This window comes from Gilliamella sp. WF3-4, assembly GCF_001690275.1.
Taxonomy (GTDB): domain Bacteria; phylum Pseudomonadota; class Gammaproteobacteria; order Enterobacterales; family Orbaceae; genus Gilliamella; species Gilliamella apicola_C.
Window position 1 is genome coordinate 1 of sequence record NZ_LZGW01000037.1, and the last position, 25,357, is coordinate 25,357.

At 36.1% G+C, this 25,357-nt stretch carries 24 protein-coding genes; 18 read left to right on the forward strand and 6 right to left on the reverse strand.

Features of this window, described 5'->3' with window-relative positions; translation table 11 throughout:
* From A9G47_RS14270 to A9G47_RS08110, 7 genes are all read left to right on the forward strand, one after another.
* Nucleotides 1–825: hypothetical protein (locus A9G47_RS14270; protein WP_176700680.1), on the forward strand; the 825-nt coding region annotated here is incomplete at its 5' end.
* 100 nt (nucleotides 826–925) lie between these two features.
* Nucleotides 926–1,087, forward strand: a complete 162-nt coding sequence (locus A9G47_RS14275; RefSeq protein WP_176700681.1) for a DDE-type integrase/transposase/recombinase — start codon at nucleotides 926–928, stop codon at nucleotides 1,085–1,087.
* Nucleotides 1,088–1,124: 37 nt separating this feature from the next.
* Nucleotides 1,125–1,760 (forward strand): hypothetical protein, encoded by a 636-nt coding sequence (locus tag A9G47_RS08090; RefSeq protein ID WP_065642652.1) that lies wholly within the window; start codon nucleotides 1,125–1,127, stop codon nucleotides 1,758–1,760.
* A 61-nt stretch (nucleotides 1,761–1,821) separates the two neighbouring features.
* Nucleotides 1,822–2,625, forward strand: a complete 804-nt coding sequence (locus A9G47_RS08095; RefSeq protein ID WP_065642653.1) for a YwqJ-related putative deaminase — start codon at nucleotides 1,822–1,824, stop codon at nucleotides 2,623–2,625.
* The gene (locus A9G47_RS08100) at nucleotides 2,618–3,979 is read left to right on the forward strand and encodes a hypothetical protein (protein WP_065642654.1); all 1,362 of its coding nucleotides are present in this window, start codon (nucleotides 2,618–2,620) and stop codon (nucleotides 3,977–3,979) included. Before A9G47_RS08095 ends, A9G47_RS08100 begins: the two co-directional genes overlap by 8 nt.
* A gap of 6 nt (nucleotides 3,980–3,985) precedes the next feature.
* The gene (locus A9G47_RS08105) at nucleotides 3,986–5,086 is read left to right on the forward strand and encodes a hypothetical protein (RefSeq protein WP_065642655.1); all 1,101 of its coding nucleotides are present in this window, start codon (nucleotides 3,986–3,988) and stop codon (nucleotides 5,084–5,086) included.
* A gap of 172 nt (nucleotides 5,087–5,258) precedes the next feature.
* Complete coding sequence (locus A9G47_RS08110) at nucleotides 5,259–5,777, forward strand: endonuclease V (RefSeq protein ID WP_065642656.1); 519 nt, start codon at nucleotides 5,259–5,261, stop codon at nucleotides 5,775–5,777.
* Between the two features lie 56 nt (nucleotides 5,778–5,833).
* On the opposite strand, the gene glnS is transcribed toward A9G47_RS08110, so the two are convergent.
* The 3 genes from glnS to A9G47_RS08125 form a co-directional block, all read right to left on the reverse strand.
* Nucleotides 5,834–7,510 (reverse strand): glutamine--tRNA ligase, encoded by a 1,677-nt coding sequence (gene glnS / locus A9G47_RS08115; protein WP_065579731.1) that lies wholly within the window; start codon nucleotides 7,508–7,510, stop codon nucleotides 5,834–5,836.
* A gap of 285 nt (nucleotides 7,511–7,795) precedes the next feature.
* Nucleotides 7,796–9,139 (reverse strand): ATP-binding protein, encoded by a 1,344-nt coding sequence (locus A9G47_RS08120; RefSeq protein WP_065642657.1) that lies wholly within the window; start codon nucleotides 9,137–9,139, stop codon nucleotides 7,796–7,798.
* Nucleotides 9,136–9,864, reverse strand: coding sequence for a response regulator transcription factor (locus tag A9G47_RS08125; protein ID WP_065568377.1), 729 nt, complete (start codon nucleotides 9,862–9,864; stop codon nucleotides 9,136–9,138). The genes A9G47_RS08120 and A9G47_RS08125 overlap by 4 nt, the downstream gene beginning before the upstream one ends.
* Nucleotides 9,865–9,973: 109 nt before the next feature.
* On the opposite strand from A9G47_RS08125, the gene A9G47_RS08130 reads away from it, so the two are divergent.
* From A9G47_RS08130 to A9G47_RS08145, 4 genes are read left to right on the forward strand one after another with little or no spacing between them, the layout of a single operon-like run.
* The gene (locus tag A9G47_RS08130) at nucleotides 9,974–10,756 is read left to right on the forward strand and encodes an MtnX-like HAD-IB family phosphatase (RefSeq protein WP_218057451.1); all 783 of its coding nucleotides are present in this window, start codon (nucleotides 9,974–9,976) and stop codon (nucleotides 10,754–10,756) included.
* Between the two features lie 12 nt (nucleotides 10,757–10,768).
* Complete coding sequence (locus A9G47_RS08135; RefSeq protein WP_065568378.1) at nucleotides 10,769–11,602, forward strand: alpha/beta hydrolase; 834 nt, start codon at nucleotides 10,769–10,771, stop codon at nucleotides 11,600–11,602.
* Entirely contained in the window at nucleotides 11,602–11,958 is a 357-nt protein-coding gene (locus A9G47_RS08140; RefSeq protein WP_065582133.1) for an EamA family transporter, read from the forward strand. Before A9G47_RS08135 ends, A9G47_RS08140 begins: the two co-directional genes overlap by 1 nt.
* A gap of 1 nt (nucleotide 11,959) precedes the next feature.
* The gene (locus tag A9G47_RS08145; RefSeq protein WP_065568380.1) at nucleotides 11,960–12,361 is read left to right on the forward strand and encodes a DMT family transporter; all 402 of its coding nucleotides are present in this window, start codon (nucleotides 11,960–11,962) and stop codon (nucleotides 12,359–12,361) included.
* Nucleotides 12,362–12,417: 56 nt separating this feature from the next.
* Here the strand turns inward: A9G47_RS08145 and A9G47_RS08150 are convergent, their stop codons facing one another.
* From A9G47_RS08150 to A9G47_RS08160, 3 genes are all read right to left on the reverse strand, one after another.
* Complete coding sequence (locus tag A9G47_RS08150; RefSeq protein ID WP_065568381.1) at nucleotides 12,418–13,296, reverse strand: arginase family protein; 879 nt, start codon at nucleotides 13,294–13,296, stop codon at nucleotides 12,418–12,420.
* On the reverse strand, nucleotides 13,293–14,342 hold the full coding sequence (locus A9G47_RS08155; RefSeq protein WP_065582130.1) for a GNAT family N-acetyltransferase: 1,050 nt from the start codon (nucleotides 14,340–14,342) through the stop codon (nucleotides 13,293–13,295). The genes A9G47_RS08150 and A9G47_RS08155 overlap by 4 nt, the downstream gene beginning before the upstream one ends.
* Before the next feature lie 78 nt (nucleotides 14,343–14,420).
* Nucleotides 14,421–15,830 (reverse strand): aspartate aminotransferase family protein, encoded by a 1,410-nt coding sequence (locus A9G47_RS08160; protein ID WP_141672026.1) that lies wholly within the window; start codon nucleotides 15,828–15,830, stop codon nucleotides 14,421–14,423.
* 169 nt (nucleotides 15,831–15,999) lie between these two features.
* Between A9G47_RS08160 and A9G47_RS08165 the strand changes: the two genes are divergently transcribed.
* From A9G47_RS08165 to gyrB, 7 genes are all read left to right on the forward strand, one after another.
* The gene (locus A9G47_RS08165) at nucleotides 16,000–16,749 is read left to right on the forward strand and encodes a MipA/OmpV family protein (protein WP_065642658.1); all 750 of its coding nucleotides are present in this window, start codon (nucleotides 16,000–16,002) and stop codon (nucleotides 16,747–16,749) included.
* A gap of 113 nt (nucleotides 16,750–16,862) precedes the next feature.
* On the forward strand, nucleotides 16,863–17,771 hold the full coding sequence (locus tag A9G47_RS08170) for a recombination-associated protein RdgC (protein WP_065642659.1): 909 nt from the start codon (nucleotides 16,863–16,865) through the stop codon (nucleotides 17,769–17,771).
* A gap of 193 nt (nucleotides 17,772–17,964) precedes the next feature.
* Complete coding sequence (ompA, locus tag A9G47_RS08175) at nucleotides 17,965–19,056, forward strand: porin OmpA (RefSeq protein WP_065588427.1); 1,092 nt, start codon at nucleotides 17,965–17,967, stop codon at nucleotides 19,054–19,056.
* A 167-nt stretch (nucleotides 19,057–19,223) separates the two neighbouring features.
* Nucleotides 19,224–20,582, forward strand: a complete 1,359-nt coding sequence (gene dnaA, locus A9G47_RS08180; RefSeq protein WP_065568386.1) for a chromosomal replication initiator protein DnaA — start codon at nucleotides 19,224–19,226, stop codon at nucleotides 20,580–20,582.
* Nucleotides 20,583–20,597: 15 nt separating this feature from the next.
* Nucleotides 20,598–21,701: a DNA polymerase III subunit beta gene (gene dnaN / locus A9G47_RS08185; protein WP_065642660.1), complete on the forward strand. Its 1,104-nt coding sequence runs from the start codon at nucleotides 20,598–20,600 to the stop codon at nucleotides 21,699–21,701.
* 46 nt (nucleotides 21,702–21,747) lie between these two features.
* Complete coding sequence (gene recF, locus A9G47_RS08190; RefSeq protein ID WP_065568388.1) at nucleotides 21,748–22,821, forward strand: DNA replication/repair protein RecF; 1,074 nt, start codon at nucleotides 21,748–21,750, stop codon at nucleotides 22,819–22,821.
* A gap of 42 nt (nucleotides 22,822–22,863) precedes the next feature.
* Nucleotides 22,864–25,275, forward strand: a complete 2,412-nt coding sequence (gene gyrB, locus A9G47_RS08195) for a DNA topoisomerase (ATP-hydrolyzing) subunit B (protein ID WP_065568389.1) — start codon at nucleotides 22,864–22,866, stop codon at nucleotides 25,273–25,275.
* Nucleotides 25,276–25,357: the final 82 nt, after the last annotated feature.

A 25,357-nucleotide genomic window follows, 5' to 3' on the forward strand; every position in this document is an offset into this window, starting at 1 on the left:
GATTATGAATTGCTACATAGTGGTGACTTTGATTATGAAATGAATGATATTCCTTATACTTATCACGGTAAGCCTTTTACTGGTTTATTTTATGATTACTCTTCAGGATTTGTATTAGGTGAATCACTATGTATTAACGGTTGGATTGTAAAAGATATTAGTTATCATCCTGATGGTACAGGTCGAATAAAAAGGTACGAAGAAAAACATATTGATATTACCGAAACAACTGGCGATAGAACTTGGTATCTGGAGTGGGAAAATAATGCATGTAAAAGGATTGAATCACGCTATTTAGATTATGCAGAAACAGATCATTCAGGTAATTTAGAATTACATTTCAATGAACAAGAACAGATTAAACAAGCAATTATTGAGGGTGATTATGCTTATGTCTCATTATTAGTGCCTCGAGATGATCTTGGTCTTGATTTTAAAACCTTTGATGATTTATTGGCAAAACAGAATATTTTTGCCGATAACCTCTCTATCTGGTCAATTGAGGATTCATTATTTAACCAATGGTTAGATCGTGGACTGTTAAATCAGGTTAAGCAATTAGAGTTATGCTATGCAAATATAGAACTTTCAACCATTGGAAGATTGGCTGAATTACCTGCTTTACAAACATTAAATTATCGAGAATCTTCCGTATATAAAACGAATCTCGTTTATGCTGAAAAACAAAAACAGCAATATCGAGCACAAGCGCTTGCCTTATTTGCCCTACAACAAAATAGTAATATCAAAATAACCTTTAATGACGGCAGAATCGATTATTTTCAAGAATTCTTACCCGATGATTTAAAACATCAACTTACTTAACAGATTAAAATATCGTGCTAATACAAAACAAAGCAACGAATCAACAGTAAGTAATCAACTTAATCGTGAGTTTACCGTAGGTCAACAACGAAAAGTGTTAGTGACTGATTTAACTTATGTGAGAGTAAAACAACAATGGCATTACCTTTGTGTGATTATTGATGTAAGCAATCGAGAAATCGTGGGACGAAGTGCTGGAAAACATAAAAATGCTCAACTGGTTATGGATGCTATCAGCCAAATCCCTATTAACTTAACTTAAAATCTTAACAAAATGGAAACCACACGCATTCTTGCCGATGTCAGTGGGCAATATTAGTAATCCCAATGTCGTTAAAGCAATGATTATTGGCCAAGTAGCCGCAGACAGTGCCCTAGGTATCATGATTTCGACTGACGTTGCATCGGCCATTTATTCAACCATAGAAGATAAAACAATTCCCCCCGATGAAAAACTATCAAGAATATTAAGGCTAATAGCGGCAGGAGTAACCGTTGGTGCATTAACCTACATCAACATTAAAAGTGCTCGTGCCAGTTTTAGTTTTATAGAAGAAGACGCTTCTTTAGTTCGAAAAATGACAAGAGAAGAAGTTGATGCTATGCTAAAAAACCCCGAGATAATAATACTTGAGCATGGCGAGGGATTATCAACACAATCAACACGAAAAACCACCGAGATCACAACTATTGAACATGGCGGGGAATCATCAACACAATCAACACGAAGAATCCCCGAAATTACAACAACTGAACATGGCGGGGAATCAACAACACAATCAACACGAAGAATCCCCGAAATTACAACAACTGAACATGGCGGGGAATCATCAACACAACTAGCCATAATACCCGAAACAAGAACAGCAGTTAGACAATTACAAGAACTAAAATTATTACCCTTTCTGGACAACACTATAACACCCCCCCCCTAAGTTGCTCCCCAACATATTAGTCATTAACCAAGATTATTTACATAATTTAACTATACCCCCTATGACTGAATTGTTTTTAAAAAAAGAACTTTTCAAGCATATAAATTTAGATAACCCCATTGAAGCAATAGACTATGCTTTAAACGGTGGGCTACTTGCTTTACCTGATAAATTAGCAAGTAGTCAAAAAATACAGGTTCTAGCCAGAGCAGATGATCAACCTTTAAGTAAAATTGTAATAGACTCATTTTTTGGAGAGCGCAGACATCCTTTCAATATTGGTAGGTTTAAGCAAATGGCTAGAAGTAGAAGGTTGGGAAATGGCGATTGGAAAGAGCTTACCGCTATCTCTCGAGCAATATGTATGGTTGAAGGCATTACATTTGAGACAACCCAAGAGTTTGCCAATTTACCTTTTAAGTTGAAACAAGCCACTGAAGCTAAGGTAGTCTTTGCTGATACAAACAAATTTACTGGTAATTCGGCGCCGATTCAAGTGATCGATATTGACCGTTATATATCAAAATTAGCCGGATTATACCCTGACGAAAAAATGGATAAATTAACAGAAGATTTAATAAAAAACTATTTAGTCAAACATAAAAATCATCTATCAAACTTTGATGGTATGCCAGGTGCTCATGCTGAAATATTGGCTGTCGATTATGTGTTTAAACAACTGCGTGCACGGGGACTAGATCCCAAAGAATATTTAAGTACTATTGAAGTATATACCCTGAAAACTAATCGCCCAGCCAAAGAAGACGATTTTTTACGTGAATTTGAAGCCTGTGCTAATTGTAGTGGTATATTAGATCCGCAAATTAAAGTTTATACAGGACGAAAAGGTGAAAGAAATGAATAAAATAAACAATACCCCCTTATTTAACCTACCTGTACGGGTAGAGTTAAGTTATTTACAACAAATTAGCGGTTTGTACTTTTTAAATGATGTGCTGTTTACAGGGCTAGCTTATGACCATCGTGAACAAAAACTGCATAAAGTGTACCAAATCACTCAAGGTAAGATCACGGACGAAGATGATTACGGTTTTTTTAAATGCCACAGCCCAATAAAAATTGATTATGATGTGATTGATGAAGAGCATGATTATGATTATGAATTGTTCTATCAAGGAAAACTATTTAACGGGATTACCTACTGTTATCGCAATGGCTTTGTCTCTATAGAATTGTTCTGGGTTGATGGCTATGTTGTCGAAACGATCAGCTGGTACCCAGATGGCTCGGGGCTAATTCGCTATTATGAAATGAGCTACACTGGAAACCGATGCAAGATTGAGTGGCATTATAAGCAGTTGACAACGATTAATATTATGAGAGAGCAAGAAAATATCAGCTTTAACTTTAACGATAACAACCAAATCAAGTCTTGTATTTTGGCGGTTGATAATATCGCAAATTTAGGTAATTTAGTTAAACGAGACGATTTGCCTTTACCGGCCAATAATCTAACTGAATTACTGGCGCATTACCCATTAGCGGATGAGATCAAAATAAATATTCAGCGCAATGATAATTTTGACTATTTTATTAACCACACCCATTTTCGAGCCATTAAAAAATTACAACTGTCCACCGAACATTTGTCTTTACCCGTGCTCACGCAACTCATGGAGTTGCCCAACTTAAAGAGCATCTTTTTTGACGATGATAGCTTCAGTAAATCTCGATTACAACGCTTACCAGAAGAAGAACAAGTAATTAAACAACAACAATGTGATGAACATAACCATGCCTTATTAACATTATTATTGGCTATACAAGCTAAGCAACATTGCCAAATTAGGCTAGACTCCAATTCAGGGCTATGGTTTGACTATTCGCCAGTGAATGGGAAAATAGTGGCTGATATTAATCAAAGTAATTTCCACTTTTTATTGCAGACTTTACCCCTTGATAAAATTACTCAGCTTGATTTACGGCAACGTGGCTTTCCTATTGCTTTATTAATACAACTTGCGCAATTTACCCATTTAAAAAGCCTAACAATTAAAGAGAAAAAAGATTATTCGCTTAATGAAGAAGTATTAGATAAACAGGCTAAAGCGCTTATCTATCAACAACGCGAACAGCGTAATCAAGAAGTCTGGGCATATTTAAAAACGTTACAACTACAATTGCATTGTGATATCAAAATGATATCTGACTCATTACAAGTTTTTGAAAGACGCTATCAAAGCTATTTAACACATTGAATAAAAATGAATAATATAAATAATATCATCCCATTTAACCTACCTGTGCGGGTAGAGTTAAGTTATTTACAACAAATTAGCGGTTTGTACTTTTTAAATGATGTGCTGTTTACAGGGCTGGCTTATGACCATCGTGAACAAAAACTGCATAAAGTGTACCAAATCACCCAAGGTAAGATCACGGCTGAAGATGATTACGGTTTTTTTAAATACCACAGCCCTATTATGAGAGAGCAAGAAAATATTAGCTTTAATTTTAACAATAACAACCAAATCAAGTTTTGCTTTTTGGCGGTTGATAATATCGCACATTTAGGTAATTTAGTTAAACGAGACGATTTGCCTTTACCAGCCAATAATCTAACTGAATTACTGGCGCATTACCCATTAGCGGATGAGATCAAGATAAATATTCAGCGCGATGATAATTTTGACTATTTTATTAACCACACCCATTTTCGAGCCATTAAAAAATTACAACTGTCCACCGAACATTTGTCTTTACCCGTGCTCACGCAACTCATGGAGTTGCCCAACTTAAAAAGTATCTTTTTTAAAGAAAGTGGCATAACGGATTATGACTTAAACAGATTGCCAGCACAAGAAAGAACCAGTAAACAACAACAATGTGATGAGCGTAACCATGCCTTATTAACATTATTATTGGCCATACAAGCTAAACGACATTGCCAAATTAGGCTAGACTCCAATTCAGGGCTATGGTTTGACTATTCGCCAGTGAATGGGAAAATAATTGCTGATATTAATCAAAGTAATTTCCAGTTTTTATTACAAAATTTGCCCCTTGATAAAATTACTCAGCTTGATTTACGGCAACGTGGCTTTCCTATTGCTTTATTAATACAACTTGCGCAATTTACCCATTTAAAAAGCCTAACAATTGAAGAGAAAAAAGATTATTCGCGTAATGAAGAAGCATTAGATAAACAGGCTAAAGCACTTATCTATCAACAGCGCGAACAGCGTAATCAAGAAGTCTGGGCATATTTAAAAACGTTACAACTACAATTGCATTGTGATATCAAAATGATATCTGACACAGCACAAGTTTTTGAAAGACGCTATCAAAGCTATTTAACACATTGAGTAGCAATAGTATTAATAATAAATAGTGTTAATAATAAATAAGACAATAGCCAATAAGGTATGAATATTATCACATTGAATTAATGTCAATGTTTATGCTATGTTACTCAAGCGGTTAGTTTTAATGTATTAATTTACTTATACATAATTTTTGAAGAGAATATAACTCACTATGATACTTGCAATTGATGTCTATTACATTAATGACCGAGCCAAATCGGTCGGCGTTTTATTTAATCATTGGGCTGATTCGAAAAATGCGGTTGAAAGCTTAATCATCGATTATCAAGATAATGTTGCGCCTTATCAATCTGGTCAATTTTATCAACGTGAATTACCTTGCATAATGTCACTGCTTAATAAAGTTGATTTAAGCCAGATCTCAACCATCGTTATTGATGGCTATGTCCATTTGAATGACGGTAAGATAGGCCTTGGTGGGCATTTGTATAATGCGTTAAACAAAATGATCCCAATTATTGGCGTTGCTAAAAAACCTTTTGCTGGGAATAGTGAATATTTGATTGAAGTTATTCGTGGTCAAAGTAAACACCCACTATATGTAACGTCAATGGGTATATCGTTAGAGCGTGCAGCAGAAAATGTGCAATCAATGGCGGGTAAATACCGAATGCCTGATTTACTCAGCTATTTAGATCAACAAACAAAATTATTTAAACATGAAAAGTAAAGTCATCTAGTTAGTTATCATTCGCCGGCTTGCGCCGGCGATGATTGCAAGTTTAATTATGCTTCGTTCCAACTATCTCTTAAGCCCACTGTTCGGTTAAACACTAGCTTATCTTCAGTTGCAAATTTGCTATCCAAGCAGAAGTAACCTTCGCGCTCAAATTGGTAAGCATGCCCAATATCCGCATGTTGTAAGCTTGGTTCAACAAAGCCTTGTTTAATTACCAAAGAAGTCGGGTTGATGGTTGATAAAAAGTCTTCCGCTGCACCTGGATTTGGTGTGTTAAATAAGCGATCATACAAGCGAATTTCAGCAGGTTTGGCAAATTTTGCTGAAACCCAATGAATAACACCTTTCACTTTACGCCCATCTTCAGGGTTTTTATTTAACGTAGCGGGATCGTAGCTACAATAAATCGTTTGAATATTGCCTTCAGCATCTTTTTCAACGCGATCAGCTCGGATGACATAAGCATTACGTAGTCGCACTTCTTTGCCTAATACCAAACGTTTGTAATTTTTGTTGGCTTCTTCTCTAAAATCAGCGCGGTCAATATAGATTTCACGTGTGAATGTGACTTCACGGTGACCAAGTTCAGGACGATTAGGATGATTTGGCATACTGAGCACTTCATCAAGGTTTTCTGAAAAGTTTTCAATAACCACTTTAACCGGATCAAGCACAGCCATTGCGCGTGGTGCGTTTTCGTTAAGATCTTCGCGAATACAAAACTCCAGGGTGCTCATTTCAACCGTGTTTTCTTGTTTTGTGACACCAATTCGGCGACAAAAGTCACGAATAGAGGCTGGTGTATAACCTCGACGACGTAATCCTGATACGGTTGGCATACGTGGATCATCCCAGCCATCAACAATTTTTTCAGAGACTAATAAGTTTAATTTACGCTTAGAAGTAATAGCATATTCTAAATTCAATCTTGAAAATTCATATTGGTGAGGGCGAGCTTCAATCGTAATATTATCTAAAACCCAATCATATAAGCGACGATTGTCTTGGAATTCAAGTGTACAGAGTGAATGCGTGATATTTTCGATCGCATCAGAAATACAGTGGGTAAAATCGTACATTGGGTATATGCACCATTTGTTGCCTGTTTGGTGATGCTCGGCAAATTTAATACGATATAGCACCGGATCGCGCATGACAATAAATGGCGAGGCCATATCGATTTTAGCACGTAGGCAGGCTTTTCCTTCTGCAAATTTGCCTTCTTTCATTTGAATAAAAAGTGCTAAGTTTTCATCAATACTACGATCACGATATGGGCTATTTTTGCCGGGTTGAGTGAGTGTTCCTCGATATTCACGGATTTCATCAGCTGACAACTCATCAACATAAGCAAGCCCTTTATTGATCAGCTCAATTGCATATTCATATAGTTTGTCAAAATAGTCAGATGAATAACAAATTTCGCCATCCCACTCAAATCCTAACCAGCGAACATCTTGTTTAATTGATTCAACATACTCTATATCTTCTTTGGCTGGGTTGGTATCATCAAAACGTAAATTACATTTACCTTGATAATCTTGTGCAATACCAAAATTTAAACAAATGGATTTAGCATGGCCAATATGTAAATAACCATTAGGTTCTGGAGGGAATCGGGTATGTGTTGTTTTATATTTTCCCGCCGCTAAATCAGCATCAATAATTTGACGAATAAAGTTAGTTGGACGATTATCTGTCTCGGCCGGTAATGAACCGCTCATAAAAAACCTCTGATGATATATTGATTAATAACAAATTTAGAATATTAGCTTTGTCATTACTTGTAATGTTAATCGAAGAATATAACAAATTTTTCCTATTTCTGAAACGGAAAACAAGCTATTTGCAACAACAAAAATGGTTTGTAAATAAATCTTTTAATTAAAACAGACCGTTATTGCATCCAAAAGCACGATCTTTTACAAAAAACAGCAAAATAAAAACTTCAATAAAATTAATGACTTTTCTGACGCACTTTTACAAAGTGCGATAAAGAACAATTGTTTTTAAGCATCACCTGATTTTAACGAAACCACAAACCTTGCACCACCAAGCGGGCTGGTTACAACAAAGGCTTTGCCATCATGAAATTCTGCCATTAATTTTACATAAGCTAAACCAAGCCCATAACCACCGGTTGAGCGGGTTCGACTAGTATCAAGCCGAGCAAAGGGCATAAAAATCTTTTCGCGCGCATCAAATGGGATTCCGGTACCATCATCATCAATCTCAAAGATGACTTGATTTCCTTGTTTAGTGATATTTAAAACCGCTTTATGTGCTGCATATTTAAAGGCATTTAGTAACAAATTTTTAACAATCGTTTCAACTAAATTAGTATCAATTATCGCTTGCACATCTTGGCAATTACAAGTGAGTTCAAATCCTTTTGGCTTAAATAATGTGAGTGATTGGCAGATTTTGTCACCCCACGCTTTTAGCGATACGGGTGTTAGGTTTAGTTCAATATTACTTTGTTGCATTTTGAAGTAATTTAAACTAGCCGTAATTAATGTTTCAAGCTCGTTAATATCATCACTCATGCCTTTTTGTAAAAGTCGTTTTTCTTGCTCGTCGTTAGACTCTTCCAGCATGCTAAGTTCAAATCGCATACGCGCAAGCGGTGTGCGTAATTCATGCGCCATGGCATGAGATATCGTTTGATTAGTGCTCACTAAGTGTTCTATATGCGTTCCCATATTATTTAATACATTAGCAAGTGGCTTAAATAACCAGCCTTTTACATTTTCAGTTCGTGCTTTTAAATTACCTTGCCCAAGCTGTTCGGCAGTTTGTCTAATATTGACCAGATCTTTCCAAACCGCACTAAAAGCCAGATAAATTAAAATAAAAAAGATGATTGCACTAAATAATGCCCAAATAATCAAAAATAGGGTTAATGACATAGTGTTGGATGCCAAAATATCCCGCACAACTATTGGGCCTAATTGGAGCAAATGCCCATCTTTTACATCAATATAAACGACCTCTTTGTCGCTATCATAAGAAAACCCAAGCTTTGCTAGCTCGTCAAGCACCACTTCGGATAACGGAGTATTTACAGGCAGTACTTTGATAGGATAAGCAAAATAGGGTTGTAGTTCGTTAACCACTTCTTGAAGAGAGCGATCTTTATGCTGGTTGATTTGCATACGAATAAGGTTGACCGTGCCACGCTGAGATTCTCGAAACACAATATGATCATCTGGTATATCCGTTAATGAAGAAGGTAATGAATCAAATACAAGTAAAGCACCATAAGCAATAATACTTTGTAGCAGCAGTAAGATGACGAGGTAGAATATAATTCGGCGATTAAAAAATAGCGGTTTAGCTAATAGTTGGCTCAATGGCTGTCTCCTTCTCGCATAAATAAATACCCCTTTCCTCGAACTGTTTTGATGCGTGATGGGTTATCTGGATCATCGAGTAATTTTCGTCGAAGCCTTGAAACTCGTGCATCAATTGAACGATCACTACCATCAAAATCGATACCTCTGACCTGAGAAAAAATGTCATCTCGAGATAAAATGATCCCTGCATTATGCGCAAGCAACCATAACAGATCAAATTCAGCGGTGGTTAAATCAATTTCTTGCTCTTGCAGTAGTACTTTGCGGTTTTCACCATCGATAACTAAATTATCAAATATAAGGGTTTTATTATTGTGTGGCACAATCCATTCTTTAGTATGCTCTTTATCCGTTTCTATCTGTTTTCGGCGGAATAAAGCCCGTATTCGTGCCAACAATAATCTTGGCTCAACAGGTTTTGCCAAATAATCATCGGCCCCTAATTCAAGCCCAACAATTTCATCAATATTATCTTCGCTAGCCGTCATGATGAGAATATAGTTAGTAAACCATGTACGTATATCACGACAGATATCAAAACCCGTTTTTTCAGGAAGCATGACATCTAATATCACCAAATCAGGATTAAGTTGTTGAATTTTTTCTTCGGCTCCTTTACCACTATTATGCCATTCCACAAGGTATCCTTGGCGAATTAGATAAACTTGAATCAAATTGGCTAGCCGTTGATCATCTTCAATGATTAATATACGTTCACTCATTATGCGCTCTTAATTGCGTAGCTGATATTTAGAGGTGCCTCATTATACAGACATTTTATTGGCCGTTACAAAACATATACAAAGAGTCTACAAAGTTTATTGCCACTCTATGAGAAAATCTGCGCCAATATTTATAAATAAACTAGTTTTATATCAAATCAATATGGATGCTTTTTCATCAATAACAAATTCCCTTTCTTCTCCAAATTATACACAACATAAGACGCCAATTGTCTTGTGTGATTTTGATGGAACCATTAGTGTAAAAGATGTGACAGATACATTACTGAGCCACTTTGGGCAAGCTGGTTGTGATGAACTTGAAGAATTGTGGGTAAGTGGCAAAATTGGCTCTCAAGAATGTATGAGCAAACAAATTGCATTAATGGATGCAAGCCTCGATGAACTTAATGAAGTCTTATCTCAAATTGAAATTGACGCGGATTTTAAATCTTTTATTAATTATGCCGAACAAAACAATATTCCTGTTCACGTGGTTAGCGACGGGCTAGATTATGCAATTGAGTTTATTTTAAAACGTCATGGCATTACGCGTTTACCTATTTTCGCCAATAAATTGATGCATAATGATTTGCGCAGTTGGCGTCTAGAGTTCCCTTATGCGAATAAAGACTGTATTAAACAAAGTGGCAATTGCAAATGTCATCATGTTAAAAAACAGCAATATTTTCCGCAAATACTCTATGTCGGCGATGGCACATCAGATTACTGCGTGTCACATCATGTTGATTTTGTGTTTGCCAAAGATAAACTAGTTAATTATTGCAAAGAAAATCATATTAATCACTGCAAAATTACCAGCTTCGCAGAGGTAACCACCGCATTAAAACAGGCTAAACATGCTGTTATCCCCGTCACGATGGTAAAATAACAAGGAATACTAATGAGTACAATTCAAGATTTATCTTACTTTTTACCTGGAAACAGAAATGGCGTGCTATTAATTCATGGTTTAACTGGCACTCCCAATGAAATGCGAATTTTGGCCAATGGTTTACATAAAGCAGGATTTACGGTTTATGCCATCCAACTCGCTGGGCATTGTGGCACCGAAGAAGATCTGTGTAAAACAACATGGCAAGATTGGTATAAAAGCGTGCAAGATGGTGCTGATTATTTAGCCCAACATGTCGATAATGTGTTTGTTGCAGGACTGTCAATGGGCGCTTTGCTAGCACTAAAATTAGCAGCTGACAGACCTGAGCAAATCAAAGGCGTTGGTGTGTTAGCTCCTACATTTCGTTATGATGGTTGGAGCATGCCATTATGGGCAAAAAAACTCTTTTTCTTGTTAGTTTATTTTAAGAAATTAGGTATTTTTCAAAAAAAAGTTTTTATCGAACAACCGCCTTATGGGCTTAAAGATGAACGTATTCGGGCGGTGGTATCTGAAAGCATGTTAAGCGGTGATGCCGCCTCAGCAGGGCTTGCGGGTAATCCTTTTCCGGCTCTTGCTGAGATGCAGTTATTAGCAAAACATATGCGCAAGCAATTACCCAAAGTCATTTCACCTTGCTTAATTATGCATTCTGGTAATGATGATATCGCCAATATAGAAACTAATGCAAAATTGGTTGAAAAACAGGTGTCAGGGCCAACAAAATTGGTGGTATTAAATGATAGCTATCATTTAATTACCATCGATAGCCAGCGCCGTGAAGTGATTAAGGAATGCGCCTCGTTCTTTGATAATATAGCAGAAGGAATAAAAGCATAATGTCACCATTAGTTATCATACTTTGGGTTTGTAATATCTGTTTTGATACATTAGGGCAAGTCGCTTTTAAATTTGCAGCCATCGCACCCAATAATCGTGATGGTTGGTATTACTGGCTCGATTTATCTAAAAATAAGTGGATTTGGGTTGGGATTATATCCTACGTTGCTGAATTTTTACTATGGTTAGCCTTTTTAACCTTAGTTCCTCTTTCTCAAGGGGTGTTACTTGCTTCATTTAATATCATTACTATCATGGTGGTTGGGCGCATTATTTTCAAAGAACTACTAACTATTTACCGCTTAATTGGAATGCTATTAATTACTGCTGGTGTCGTTTTTGTAGGGATGTCTTAATATGGCTAGATTCTATGTTATTGGTTTTTCTGTATTGCTCTTTTTTGACACAATTGCGCAATGCAGCTTCAAATTGACGGCTATTGAGGCTCAACCGCTAGAAATGAGCATTGAATGGCTAATTCGCGTATTTACTAATCCTTGGATTTATATCTCAATAGCGGGGTATATTTTAACTTTCTTTACTTGGATGACGCTATTAAAAAAAGCGCCAGTAGGCCCAGCTTTTGCCGCATCACACTTTGAAGTCGTTACGGTGATGATTGCGTCAATTTGGTTATTTAACGAACAAGTCACCTTGTTCAAATTCGTTGGCACCATACTCATTGTTTCTGGAATTCTATTTTTAGCTATCGCTGAAAGTAAATTGGCTAAACAAGAATCCAGCAATCAAACCCACTAAAAATAATTACTCAAAAAAAGCAGGATTATACTCAAACCTGCTTTCCTTGAAATTTTTTATAACGACAATGCTAATGCGTTTAGTAATGTCAAATTTAGCTGATGCTGTTCTTGTTGCCACTCATTTAGCTTGTCAGATGAAATAATGGGTTGCTTATCTAATGAGCTTAAAAAACGCTTAAACCAACTCGATGGCTGCCATATTGATAACTCACCAGTGATATCACTACCAACAATGCGTTGTTTAATTGAGGAAATCGTATCTAATAAATGGTAAGTTTGCAACTGACCTTGATCCCAATTAGTATGGATCACCTCTTCGCTTAATACATCTTTATCAATCGATAAGTAAATGGGCTGGGCACAATGGTATTGTTCCGATAAAAAACTGGCAATGAGATCATCTGGCGATTCAAAATGTCGAAACGCGTGAGCCAAACCGATTTTTCTCGCCCAAGCGGTATTGACGTTTAAACTCCAGTAAGTGAGCTTTTTATGGAAAAGCGGTGCCCATCTGTTTTCCCAAAAATGAGTAAGCCCAATATCATTAGAGGTAATACCAAGCACATGTACATGACTAACAAAAGGCAAACTTGCCACATAGCTAACCCATGAACCACAATGAATGCCAAATAAATAACGCATATTATCGGGGTGGTTATCAAAAATCACAACTTGAATTGGATTTTCGGCTGAATATTGTTTAGCGAGATTTTCAATTAATAATAATGAAATATGGTGATAATCGCCACTGCCCATAAGTACCGTGCCATAATTTTCAGGCAAAGATTGTTCTAGTAATGATTGAAATTGTTTGAATTTTTTTTCACTGCAACCAAAGCGAATACTCTCTTGCCAGTTATTAACATCAATTGTTTTGGCATCATTAATCTGACCGACGCTGTGATCAAAATTGAGTATAATTGGGGAGGTCATGCTACTTTCTCCTTGTCACTTTCAAAATGACCAATGAATTTGCGTAATATCACCCGTAATAATGGATTTCGGATATAAACTAAATGCTTTGATAATGTAAAACTAGCGCCAAGAGAGGCTTTAACTTCTGGATCAGTCCAACCGGCAATATAATGACTAAATCCTTGCTGTAGCGCATATTCAAGATTAAAAAACCAACTAACATAGTAGAGATTTAACTCTCTCGCTTTGGGATAAACCATGCCAATATATTTATCTACCAACATATTGTTAACAACAAAACAGATATTATAACCGACTAATTGATCATCATCATAATAAGTAACAATATGCGCATTTCTCGTTTTACTCTGTAATAACTGCGTAAAAAAGGGTTTGGTAAGTAAATCAAAATGCACTTCGCTTTGCTGATAGACATTAAGATAAAGTTGATAATACTCATCTAAAACAGCATCGTTAAAAAAAGATTCATCACCACTATGCAAAACCTTGATACTCAGTTTTTCGCGTGAGCGTAGTTTACGTCTGAAATTTTTACGGCGACTATAAGAAAAACGCGATAAAACTTCATCTAAGTTTTTAAAATCAATCGGCACCCAAGCTAATGCCTGACCTTCTACTTCGATAAATCCTTGTTCTTTTAAGGCTGAAATAAATTGTGTTGAATATTGATTATCTTTTTTACTCAATAAAGGAGATGCAGACGGTATATCTTTGATAATCATAAAAGGATATTGCTTCGCATAGGCTTTTTTAAGATTATTCGCCAACTCATTAGCATCAACATCATTAGTCAACAACGCATTTTCAGAAACCGTCGATCCCACAAAACAAGTTTTGGGTTGTAACCAGTGACGCCATTTTTTTGAAAATGGTAATTTCTCGATTTTATTTTTAAAATTGTCATCAGCAGTAGTAAGTAAATCGAACTTAGCAGAAAAAACAGGCACACCATCTTCACTCAACCAAGCTGAAAAATCTTGTGGTGGATGAGTTAAAAAATTGTCGATTAATTCATTCGGTTCTAACTGATTGATGTATTTCATAACAATATAACGAGTAATTGATTCAATTCGATAAGAAGCCCCGCCAATAAAATTAACGGGGAAAATAGGAATAAGTAATTAAAGTTCTTTTTTAGCACGTGTAATAAGTTGATCGAGTAATTCAATACCTTGATCAATCTCTTGACGAGAAATATGTAACGATGGAGCAAAAGTAATGACATTTTTGTAATAACCACCAATATCAAGTACTAAGCCCATTTTTTTACCATTCCAATCAAGATCACCTGACATACCAATATCAACCATCTTATCAACTAAAGCTTTATTGGCAGTAAAGCCATCTTCAGTACAAATTTCAGCACGAAGCGCTAAACCTAGGCCGTCAACTTCACCAATTTCTTTATGTTTCTTCTCAAGTGTTTTTAAACCTTCAAGGAAGTATGCACCACTTTCCATTACCATTTTTTCGTAATCCGTTTCAGAAGTCATTTTTAACACTTCAAGACCAACCGCTGTACCTAATGGGTTAGAAGCAAATGTGGAATGGGTTGAACCAACAGGGAATACTTGTGGATTAATTAACTCTTCACGTGCCCATAAACCACCCAGTGGGTTAAGACCATTAGTTAATGCTTTAGCAAACACCACAACATCAGGTTTAACATCAAAGTGTTCAATAGACCAAAGTTTACCCGTACGATAAAAACCCATTTGGATTTCATCAACGACTAATAAAATACCATACTGATCTAAAACTTTCTTAAGACCTTTAAAGTAATTACGCGGCGGTACAATATAACCACCAGTTGCCTGTAAAGGCTCAGCATAAAATGCGGCATATTCTGCTTGCCCCACTTTTGGATCCCAAACACCGTGGTATTCGGTTTCAAATAAACGCGCAAATTCAGCAACTAAATGTTCACCATACTCTTCTGCTGTCATGCCTTTAGGGCGACGGAATGGATAAGGGAATGGAACAAACATGGCACGATCACCAAAATGACCATAGCGACGACGATAACGGTAACTTGATGTAATTGATGAAGCACCTAAAGTACGTCCATGATATCCACCTTGGAAAGCAAACATTAATGATTTACCACCCGAGGCATTACGAACTAATTTTAATGAGTCTTCAATACATTGTGACCCACCTACATTGAAATGCACTCGACCTTCGTAGCCAAAGCGTTTTTCCATACCTTGAGCAATGGTTTTAGCTAATTCAATTTTAGTTGGGTGCAAATATTGGCTGGCACATTGTGGTAAGGTATCAATTTGTTTTTTTAGAACGTTGTTTAGGCGTTCATTAGCATAACCAAAGTTACATGCTGAATACCACATTTGTAGATCTAAGAAAGCTTTGCCTTCTTTGTCATACATGTAGCTACCTTCACAACCATCAAAGATTTTTGGCGGTTCAACGTAATGAACAGTGTCACCAAAAGAACAATATTTTGCTTCATCTGCTAACAAAGTCGCATCATCAGGGCGACTATTAATCATCTCTAAAGTTGGTTTACTCATAATTTATCTCACTAATCCATATTCAAACACGATAAAATGTGGCATTATTATTAAAGAAAATGGATTGTAACAATGTACGATTAGTGTATAGATTTTGTGACGATAACCCCGAGAGGCAAAATTATTGCAATAATTGTCTTGAGTCATATTGCGAGAAGTGGGTATCAGAATGAAAAATTTAAGCTGCATAATTTCAATCTTATCAATGTTTCCCTTAGGGTATACTCAAATTGCATCAGCCGATCCCACATCATTAGGTATCGGCTTAGGCTGGTCTAATTCCCCCTATAAGAGTTATCGCTCAAGCTTCTATCCTATTCCTCATATTGATTATGATAATGGTTCCTTTTTTATTGATGATCTATCTACCGGTATTTACGCATTAAGCGACGATAATCAAAGTCTATCATTTGGTGCTCGCTATCTTGCTAATGAATTTAAACCTCATGATGCTAACAATCACATGCTAAAAAAACTTAACAGCCGTCACTCTACTTTATTGGCAGAAGTAAATTACGATATCATTACTGATTGGGGGATTTTTTCAAGCAGTATTGGCGCTGACGTTCTTGGTAAAAGTCACAGTATCTTAGTGAATACTGACTATACCTTGCCTTACATACAAGGTAATTTAATTGTTGCGCCCACGATTGGTATTAATTGGGCTAATAGTAAACATAATGCCTATTATTATGGCGTTTCTCATAAAGAGTCTTCACGTTCAGGTTTGCGTTATTTTAATTCAAATAGTTCTGTTACGCCTTACTTTGAAATTGGTGCACAATATTCTTTAACCGATAATATTGCTACTTTCGGTGGCATTCATATTGATGAACTGACAGGCGATGTAACTAACAGCCCAATGATTGATAATAATGTAACAGCCTCAATTTATGCAGGTGTATCTTATAATTTTTAATTCATAAACATCGATACTGACAATGAAAAGATAACGACTTGTTACGCACTATCAGTTAGTATCAGTTTAAACAAAATAAAATCTTCATCACAAAATTCAGGAAATAGAAAAGTATGCTTTGGTTTAAAAATGCCATAATTTATCAACTCAATAGTGACACGCTACTTAATAAAGATGCGATAGAAAAAGCCTTAAAGTCTCACCCTTTTACCCCCTGCGGTAATTTAGATACCACAAAGATGGGATGGGTTTCGCCTTATCATGATAATAATCAAGATGATTTGCTTGTCGATATGCAAGGGCATTTATTATTACGTATCAAAAAAGAAACTAAAATATTACCAGCTCCCGTCATCAAACAAGCGCTATTAGAAAAAATTGATAAACAAGAGCAAGCACTAAGTAGAAAGCTCAGTAAAAATGAAAAAGCCACTTTAAAAGACGAAGTTATGATTGATTTGATGCCAAGAGCATTTAGTAAATATAATCACTATTGGCTATGGATCGATACGCACAATAAACGCATTATTGTTGATTGTAGTAGCTTTAAACAAGCTGAAGATATTTTAGCAATTTTACGCAAAGAGCTTGGTTCACTAGCATTAACGCCATTGTCTATTGACAAACCACTTGAACAAATCATGACCACATGGGTTAAAGAAAATCTGAATTTTCCACCATTTGTATTAGGTGATCAAGCCGAACTTAAAGATCCTCTTGAAGGTAATGGGATTATTAGTTGTAAAAATCAAGATATCACTAGTGATGAAATGCGCATCCATTTTGATTTAGGGAAATGGATAACTAAGATTAAAATTATTGATGAAAGAGGCATAAGCTTTATCATTAATAGCGATTTAACATTTAAACGAATTAAATTTGATGCTATTATTTTAGACGAAAATGAAGATATAGGATCAGATGAATTTGATAAAAAGCTGGAAGCAGACTTTTTTATTATGGCTAATACCTTAGCCAATACAATTAATGACTTTTACCTGACAATTAACAAAATTATTTGATAAAACTATTTAAAAATTTTCATATCATGATGGCAATAAATATAGCTTTGCCCATTATCTATGCTATACTAGCGTCAGATTATGTGTAGCATAATTATATAAAAATAAGTAATTGTTCTTTTTATTTGAAGTAAATTTTAAGCAACAAAAAACTAAACATCGTCTATAACAACATATAAGTTGAGGCAATAAAATGAAAAAAACAACCCTAGCTCTAGCAATCGCAGTTGCAAGTTTAACAACCACTGCAGCTAACGCAGCATACGAAGACAACACTTTTTATACAGGTGCTAAATTAGGTTGGTCAGAGCTTTATCGATTAGATGCAAATAAAGTTCGTGGCTTTGATAAAGATGAAGTTGGTATTAAGACTGGAGAACGTAGCAATGTTGCTGGCGGTGCTTTTCTTGGTTACCAAGCAAACCCTTATTTAGCCGTTGAATTAGGCTATGACTGGTTAGGATCTGCTAAATATAAAAGAAAGTGGAACGACGATAAAACTAAGGCTGGTAATAGCAAAGTATCTGCTCAGGGTGTATCTTTGACAGGTAAATTAAGCTATCCAATCGTTGACGGTTTTGATATCTATGGTCGTGCAGGTGGGATGGTAACTATAGCTAAATGGAAAAATGGTGGCGATACGAGAGAAGTGTATGGCCACGGTGGTACAAAAAATCATCTATCTCCAGTTTACGCATTAGGTGTTGATTATCGTTTTGCGGAAGACTTCTCTACTCGTTTAGAATACCAATATGTTCAACATATTCGCACTAAGACTGACGCATCTCCAGATGCTGGTACTGTAACCTTAGGTATTACTTACCGTTTAGGTGCACCAGCTGTTCCAGCACCAGTTGAATTAAAAACTGAAGTAAACCGTTATGTGTTAAATGAAGATGTACTATTTGCTTATGCAAAAGCTGACTTAAAAGCTGAAGGTCGTCAAGCATTAGACAACTTACTTACAAATCTAGTTAAGATCAAACCAACTGAAAGTGCTATCGTAGTAATTGGTCATACTGACCGTATTGGTTCAGTTAGCTACAACCAAAAACTATCAGAACAACGCGCTAATTCAGTAATGAAATACTTAGTTGCCAATGGCGTGCCTTCTCACGTTATTAGTGCACGAGGTATGGGTAAATCTCAACCAGTTACTGGCACTAAATGTAATGCACTTCGTGGTGCTAGCTTAAAAGCTTGTTTAGCTCCAGATCGCCGTGTTGAAATTGAAGTTAAAGCACTTAACGAACAAGAAGTTGAAGTAATTAAATCAACAAAATAATCTTTGTTTCTTAACTTATTGATTAAAACCCAGTTAAAAACTGGGTTTTTTTATCTATCTTTTTTGTTAACAACTAAATTATATATCACCTTAGAACTACAAATTATCCACAAAAAAGATTATAATGCTTTACGATATTGTTAGTAAGAAAAGTTGAAGGAGTTGCCGTGCCTACCGCTATTTGGCAAGATTGCCTTTCGCAATTACAAGAAGAAATCCCTACAACGGAATTCAATTTATGGATTCGCCCGTTGCAAGCGGAAATGGTCGATAATAAACTCTATATTTATGCGCCAAATAGGTTTGTCCTAGATTGGGTAAAAAATAAATATTTACCCACCATTAGCCAATTATTAAATAAACTTTTTAATGATGATTCTCTAAAATTATTTCTTGAAGTTGGCTCAACCATATCCACTGATAAAAAAGCCCAAAGTAGCCAACGTAAAGCAGATGTTGTGCCTGCTTGGAAAACAACAAAGGAAACAAAGAATAATCATGTCTACCATTCAGGTATAAACCATAAACATACTTTCGATAGCTTTGTTGAAGGTAAATCAAACCAGCTTGCAGTGGCCGCGGCCAAACAAGTCGCTGAAAATCCAGGCAAAGCTTATAACCCTTTGTTTTTATACGGTTCTACTGGTTTAGGTAAAACGCACTTATTACATGCAGTGGGTAATCAAATAATGGTAGAAAAAAACAATGCCAAAGTTGTCTATATGCATTCTGAACGATTTGTGCAAGATATGGTCAAAGCATTGCAAAATAATGCGATTGAAGAGTTTAAAAATTATTATCGCTCAGTCGATGCATTACTTATTGATGATATCCAATTTTTTGCAAATAAAGAGCGATCTCAAGAAGAATTTTTTCACACGTTTAACTCTTTATTAGAAGGCAACCAACAAATTATCTTAACCTCTGATCGTTATCCAAAAGAAATTAATGGCGTTGAAGATCGCTTAAAATCACGTTTTGGTTGGGGGCTAACCATCGCAATAGAACCGCCTGAGCTTGAAACTCGGGTCGCAATTTTAATGAAAAAAGCAGAAGAAAATAAAATAAAATTGCCCGAAGAAGTCGCTTTTTTTATTGCTAAACGATTACGTTCCAATGTTCGTGAGTTAGAAGGGGCGCTTAACCGAGTCATCGCTAATGCTAATTTTACGGGGAAAGCTATTACCATTGATTTTGTTAAAGATGCCTTAAAAGATTTGCTAGCTTTACAAGAAAAACTGGTTACTATTGAAAATATACAAAAGACGGTTGCTGAATATTATAAAATTAAAGTATCAGATTTACTTTCTAAACGCCGTTCTCGTTCTGTTGCAAGACCAAGGCAGGTCGCTATGGCGCTTGCAAAAGAGCTTACTAATAAAAGCCTGCCTGAAATCGGTGATGGCTTTGGTGGCAGAGATCACACAACGGTATTGCATGCATGTAGAAAGATTGCAGAATTAAAAGAAGAAAGTAATAATATAAAAGAAGATTACTCCAATTTAATTCGAACTTTATCAACTTAACAAAGAATCAATACTATGAAATTTATTATCGATCGTGAAAAACTGATTAAACCATTGCAGCTTGTCAGTGCACCTTTGAGTAGTCGCCCAACACTACCAATTTTGGGAAATTTATTATTGCAAGTAAGTGATAACACACTATCAATGACTGGGACAGATCTTGAAATAGAGATGATATCTCATTTACCATTGATTGAGGCAAGCGAACCAGGTGCAACAACTGTGCCGGCTAGAAAGTTTCTTGATATCTGCCGAAACTTACCCAATGATGCTCAAATTTCGATAAGCGTTGATGATAACCGATTGGTGATTCAATCTGGTCGTAGCAAGTTCTCTTTATCTACTTTACCTGCTAGCGATTTTCCTAATTTAGAAAACTGGCAAAGTGATATTGATCTTTCCGTTCCACAAAAAACCATAAAACGGCTAATTGATGCTGTTCAATTTTCTATGGCTAACCAAGATGTAAGATATTACTTAAATGGTATGTTATTTGAAATTGAAGATGGATTATTAAAATCAGTTGCAACAGATGGTCATCGACTAGCCGTATGTGCCCAGCCAATTGAACAGAATATTAAAACGGCTTACTCTGTCATTTTGCCAAGAAAAGGGGTTCTTGAACTTGCCAAATTAGTAAGTGATAACGACGAATTAATCACTATGCAAATTGGTAATAATAATTTGCGTGTTAACCTTGGAGACTTCACTTTCACATCAAAACTGATTGATGGTAGATTCCCCGATTACAAACGCGTATTACCACGCAATCCCGATAAACCACTTGAAGTATCCTGTGATGAGCTTAGAAACGCCTTATCACGTGTTGCGATCTTATCTAATGAAAAATTCCGTGGAATTAGGCTTCATGTCCATAACAATCAAATAAAAATTACGGCCAATAACCCCGAACAAGAAGAAGCAGAAGAAGTCATTGACGTCAAATATGCATCATCAGAGCTTGAAATTGGCTTTAATGTAACCTATTTACTTGATATATTAAACACATTGAAATGTGATAGCGTACAACTGTTATTAACTGATGCAACATCCAGTGTACAAATTGAAGATATTAATAATCAATCCGCCACTTATGTTGTTATGCCAATGCGCTTATAATCAACCCCATCTAACCTTCCGGCTTCGGCCGGAATAATATAAGCATATGACTCTTTCAAAAATCCAAGTTCATCATTTCCGTAATATTGATTATGCACAACTGTCTTTATCGCCGCACTTTAACTTTATTGTTGGTGATAATGGAAGTGGGAAAACTAGCTTGCTTGAAGCTATTTACATGCTTGGCCACGGGCGTGCATTTAGACATACACAATCCAATCGAATTATCCAACACGAACAACCTGAACTTGTGTTATTTAGTGAAATAAAAAATACCAACCAACAGGTTCATTCAATTGGTCTTGCAAAATCACGTAATAGCAATAATAAAATTAAAATAGATGGTGATGAGGGCTTTCGATTAACTGATTTAGCCAAATTATTACCCATTCAATTAATCACACCAGAAGGATTTGATTTATTGACAGGGGGCCCCAAATATCGTCGTGCATTTATTGATTGGGGATGCTTCCATCATTACCCTGAATTTGTTTATTTATGGAACAATTTAAAACGGCTATTTAAACAGCGAAATGCATTATTAAAGCAATCCCAGAATTATAATCAATTATTACATTGGGATAAACAAATCGTACCCATTGCTGAAAAGATTAGCAACATTAGGGCAAATTATTCGCAACAAATTTTTCCTGAAATCATTCAAACTTGCCTGGATTTTTTACCTGAATATCACCTTAGTTGCCACTATTATCAAGGTTGGGAACATGACACTGATTATGCTGAAATATTAAACAAACACTACGAGCGAGACAAGCTGCTTAACTATACATCAGTAGGGCCACATAAAGCTGATATTCGGTTACGTGTCAGCAATATTCCTGTTGAAGACTTATTATCCCGCGGTCAATTAAAGTTATTAATGTGTGCTTTACGTTTAGCTCAAGGTGAATATTATTCAAAGCAAAATACTCAAGCTTGTGTTTACCTAATTGATGATTTTGCCTCTGAATTAGATAACCATAAACGAGAGTTATTAGCCAAACGGTTAAAATTAGCCAATTCGCAAGTATTTATTACCGCGGTTAACCAAGAACAAATTACCCATATGATCGATGAAAATGATAAGATTTTTTACATAAAATCTGGTATAATTTCGTAAATTTATAGAATGATATAAACAATCAATTAAGTCGAGAAATCCATGTCTAATTCTTATGATTCTTCTAGCATTAAAGTACTCAAAGGACTTGATGCTGTTCGTAAACGTCCAGGTATGTATATTGGTGATACTGATGATGGCACAGGACTTCACCATATGGTTTTTGAAGTGGTAGACAATGCCATTGATGAAGCATTAGCGGGTTATTGTCGCCATATTGAAGTCACTATCCATCCTGATAACTCCGTTTCTGTGCGTGACGATGGTCGTGGCATTCCAACTGGCATCCATGAGGAAGAAGGCGTTTCAGCGGCTGAAGTTATCATGACTGTATTACATGCTGGTGGTAAATTCGATGACAACTCATATAAAGTCTCTGGTGGCTTGCATGGCGTTGGCGTTTCAGTGGTTAACGCTTTATCAGATAAATTAGAATTAGTTATTTATCGTGAAGGAAAAATTCACCAACAAATTTATCAATTAGGCGTACCACAAGCCCCTCTTAAAGTTATTGGCGAAACAACTGAGTCAGGAACCTATGTCCGTTTCTGGCCAAGCCCTGAAACATTTACTAATATTGAATTTGTTTATGAAATATTAGCGAAACGACTACGTGAGTTATCGTTCTTAAACTCAGGTGTATCAATAAGATTACTTGATGAGCGAACAGGCAAAAGTGAGCATTATCATTATGAAGGTGGTATTCAAGCTTTTGTTGAATACTTAAATAAAAATAAAAACCCTATTCATCCGAAAATATTCTATTTTAGTACTGAAAAAGATAACATTGGTGTCGAAATTGCATTGCAATGGAACGACGGCTATCAAGAAAATATCTACTGTTTTACTAATAATATTCCTCAACGAGATGGGGGAACGCATTTAGCTGGTTTCCGTGGAGCAATGACTCGCACATTAAATAACTATATGGAAAACGAAGGATATAGTAAAAAAGCCAAAATCAGTGCAACGGGCGATGATGCGCGCGAAGGGTTAATTGCCGTAGTCTCAGTCAAAGTGCCAGATCCTAAATTTTCCTCACAAACCAAAGATAAATTAGTGTCATCAGAAGTTAAATCTGCGGTTGAATCAGTAATGGGCGAAAAATTAGCAGAATATCTACTTGAAAACCCAAGTGATGCCAAAATTGTAGTTGGGAAAATCATTGACGCCGCAAGAGCCCGTGAAGCAGCCCGTAAAGCTCGAGAAATGACCCGTCGTAAAGGCGCTTTAGACTTAGGCGGATTACCCGGTAAACTTGCTGATTGCCAAGAAAAAGATCCTGCCTTATCTGAGCTTTACTTAGTGGAAGGGGACTCTGCGGGTGGTTCGGCAAAACAAGGTCGTAACCGTAAAAACCAAGCGATATTACCACTTAAAGGTAAGATTTTAAACGTAGAAAAAGCCCGTTTTGATAAAATGCTTTCTTCGCAAGAAGTGGGAACATTAATTACCGCTCTCGGTTGTGGAATTGGTCGTGATGAATATAACCCAGATAAAATGCGTTACCATAGTGTTATTATCATGACCGATGCCGATGTCGATGGATCACATATTCGTACATTATTATTAACGTTCTTTTATCGTCAAATGCCTGAAATTATTGAGCGTGGTTATGTCTATATTGCTCAACCACCACTATATAAGGTCAAAAAAGGGAAGCAAGAACAATATATTAAAGATGATGAAGCAATGACACAATTTCAAATCGCTTTAGCTCTTGAAGACGCATCATTGCACGTCAACGATCATGCACCAGCGCTTGCCGGCGAAGCTCTCGAAAGGCTAATTGCTGAATATCAAAAAGTCGAAAAACTCATTACCAAGATGGAACGCCGCTATCCAAAAGCGCTACTATCTGAATTAGTGTATCATGAGGTATTAGACGAAAATATTTTACAAAATCAACAAATGGCAGAAAATTGGGCAAAAACTATTGTTGAAAAATTATCCAACAAGGAGCAACATGGTAGTAGCTACCTTTATTCAACTGAATATAATGAAAAAACACAACTACATGTGCCAATTATTAAAATCAGAACCCATGGTGTAGATACTCATTACCCTTTAGATCAAGTCTTCATTCATAGCAATGAGTATCGTAATATCTGCCACCTTGGAGCACAATTGAAAGATCTACTTGAAAGTGGCGCATTTATTCAACGAGGTGAACGAAAACAGCCAGTTGAATCCTTCGAAGAAGCGGTTGAGTGGTTAATTAAAGAGTCTCGCCGAGGCTTAACAATTCAGCGATATAAAGGCCTTGGAGAAATGAATCCAGAACAGTTATGGGAAACTACAATGGATCCAACCAGTCGCCGCATGTTACAAGTCACCATAAAAGATGCTATTGAAGCAGATCAATTGTTTACAACTCTCATGGGTGATGAAGTCGAACCTCGTCGATTATTTATTGAAGAAAATGCTCTTAAAGCAGCCAATTTAGATTTTTAAAGGTCACGCTATTTTAATATACAACATAAAAGACTAGGCACCCAACCTAGTCTTTTATTGATTAAAACAAGAGAAATAACAA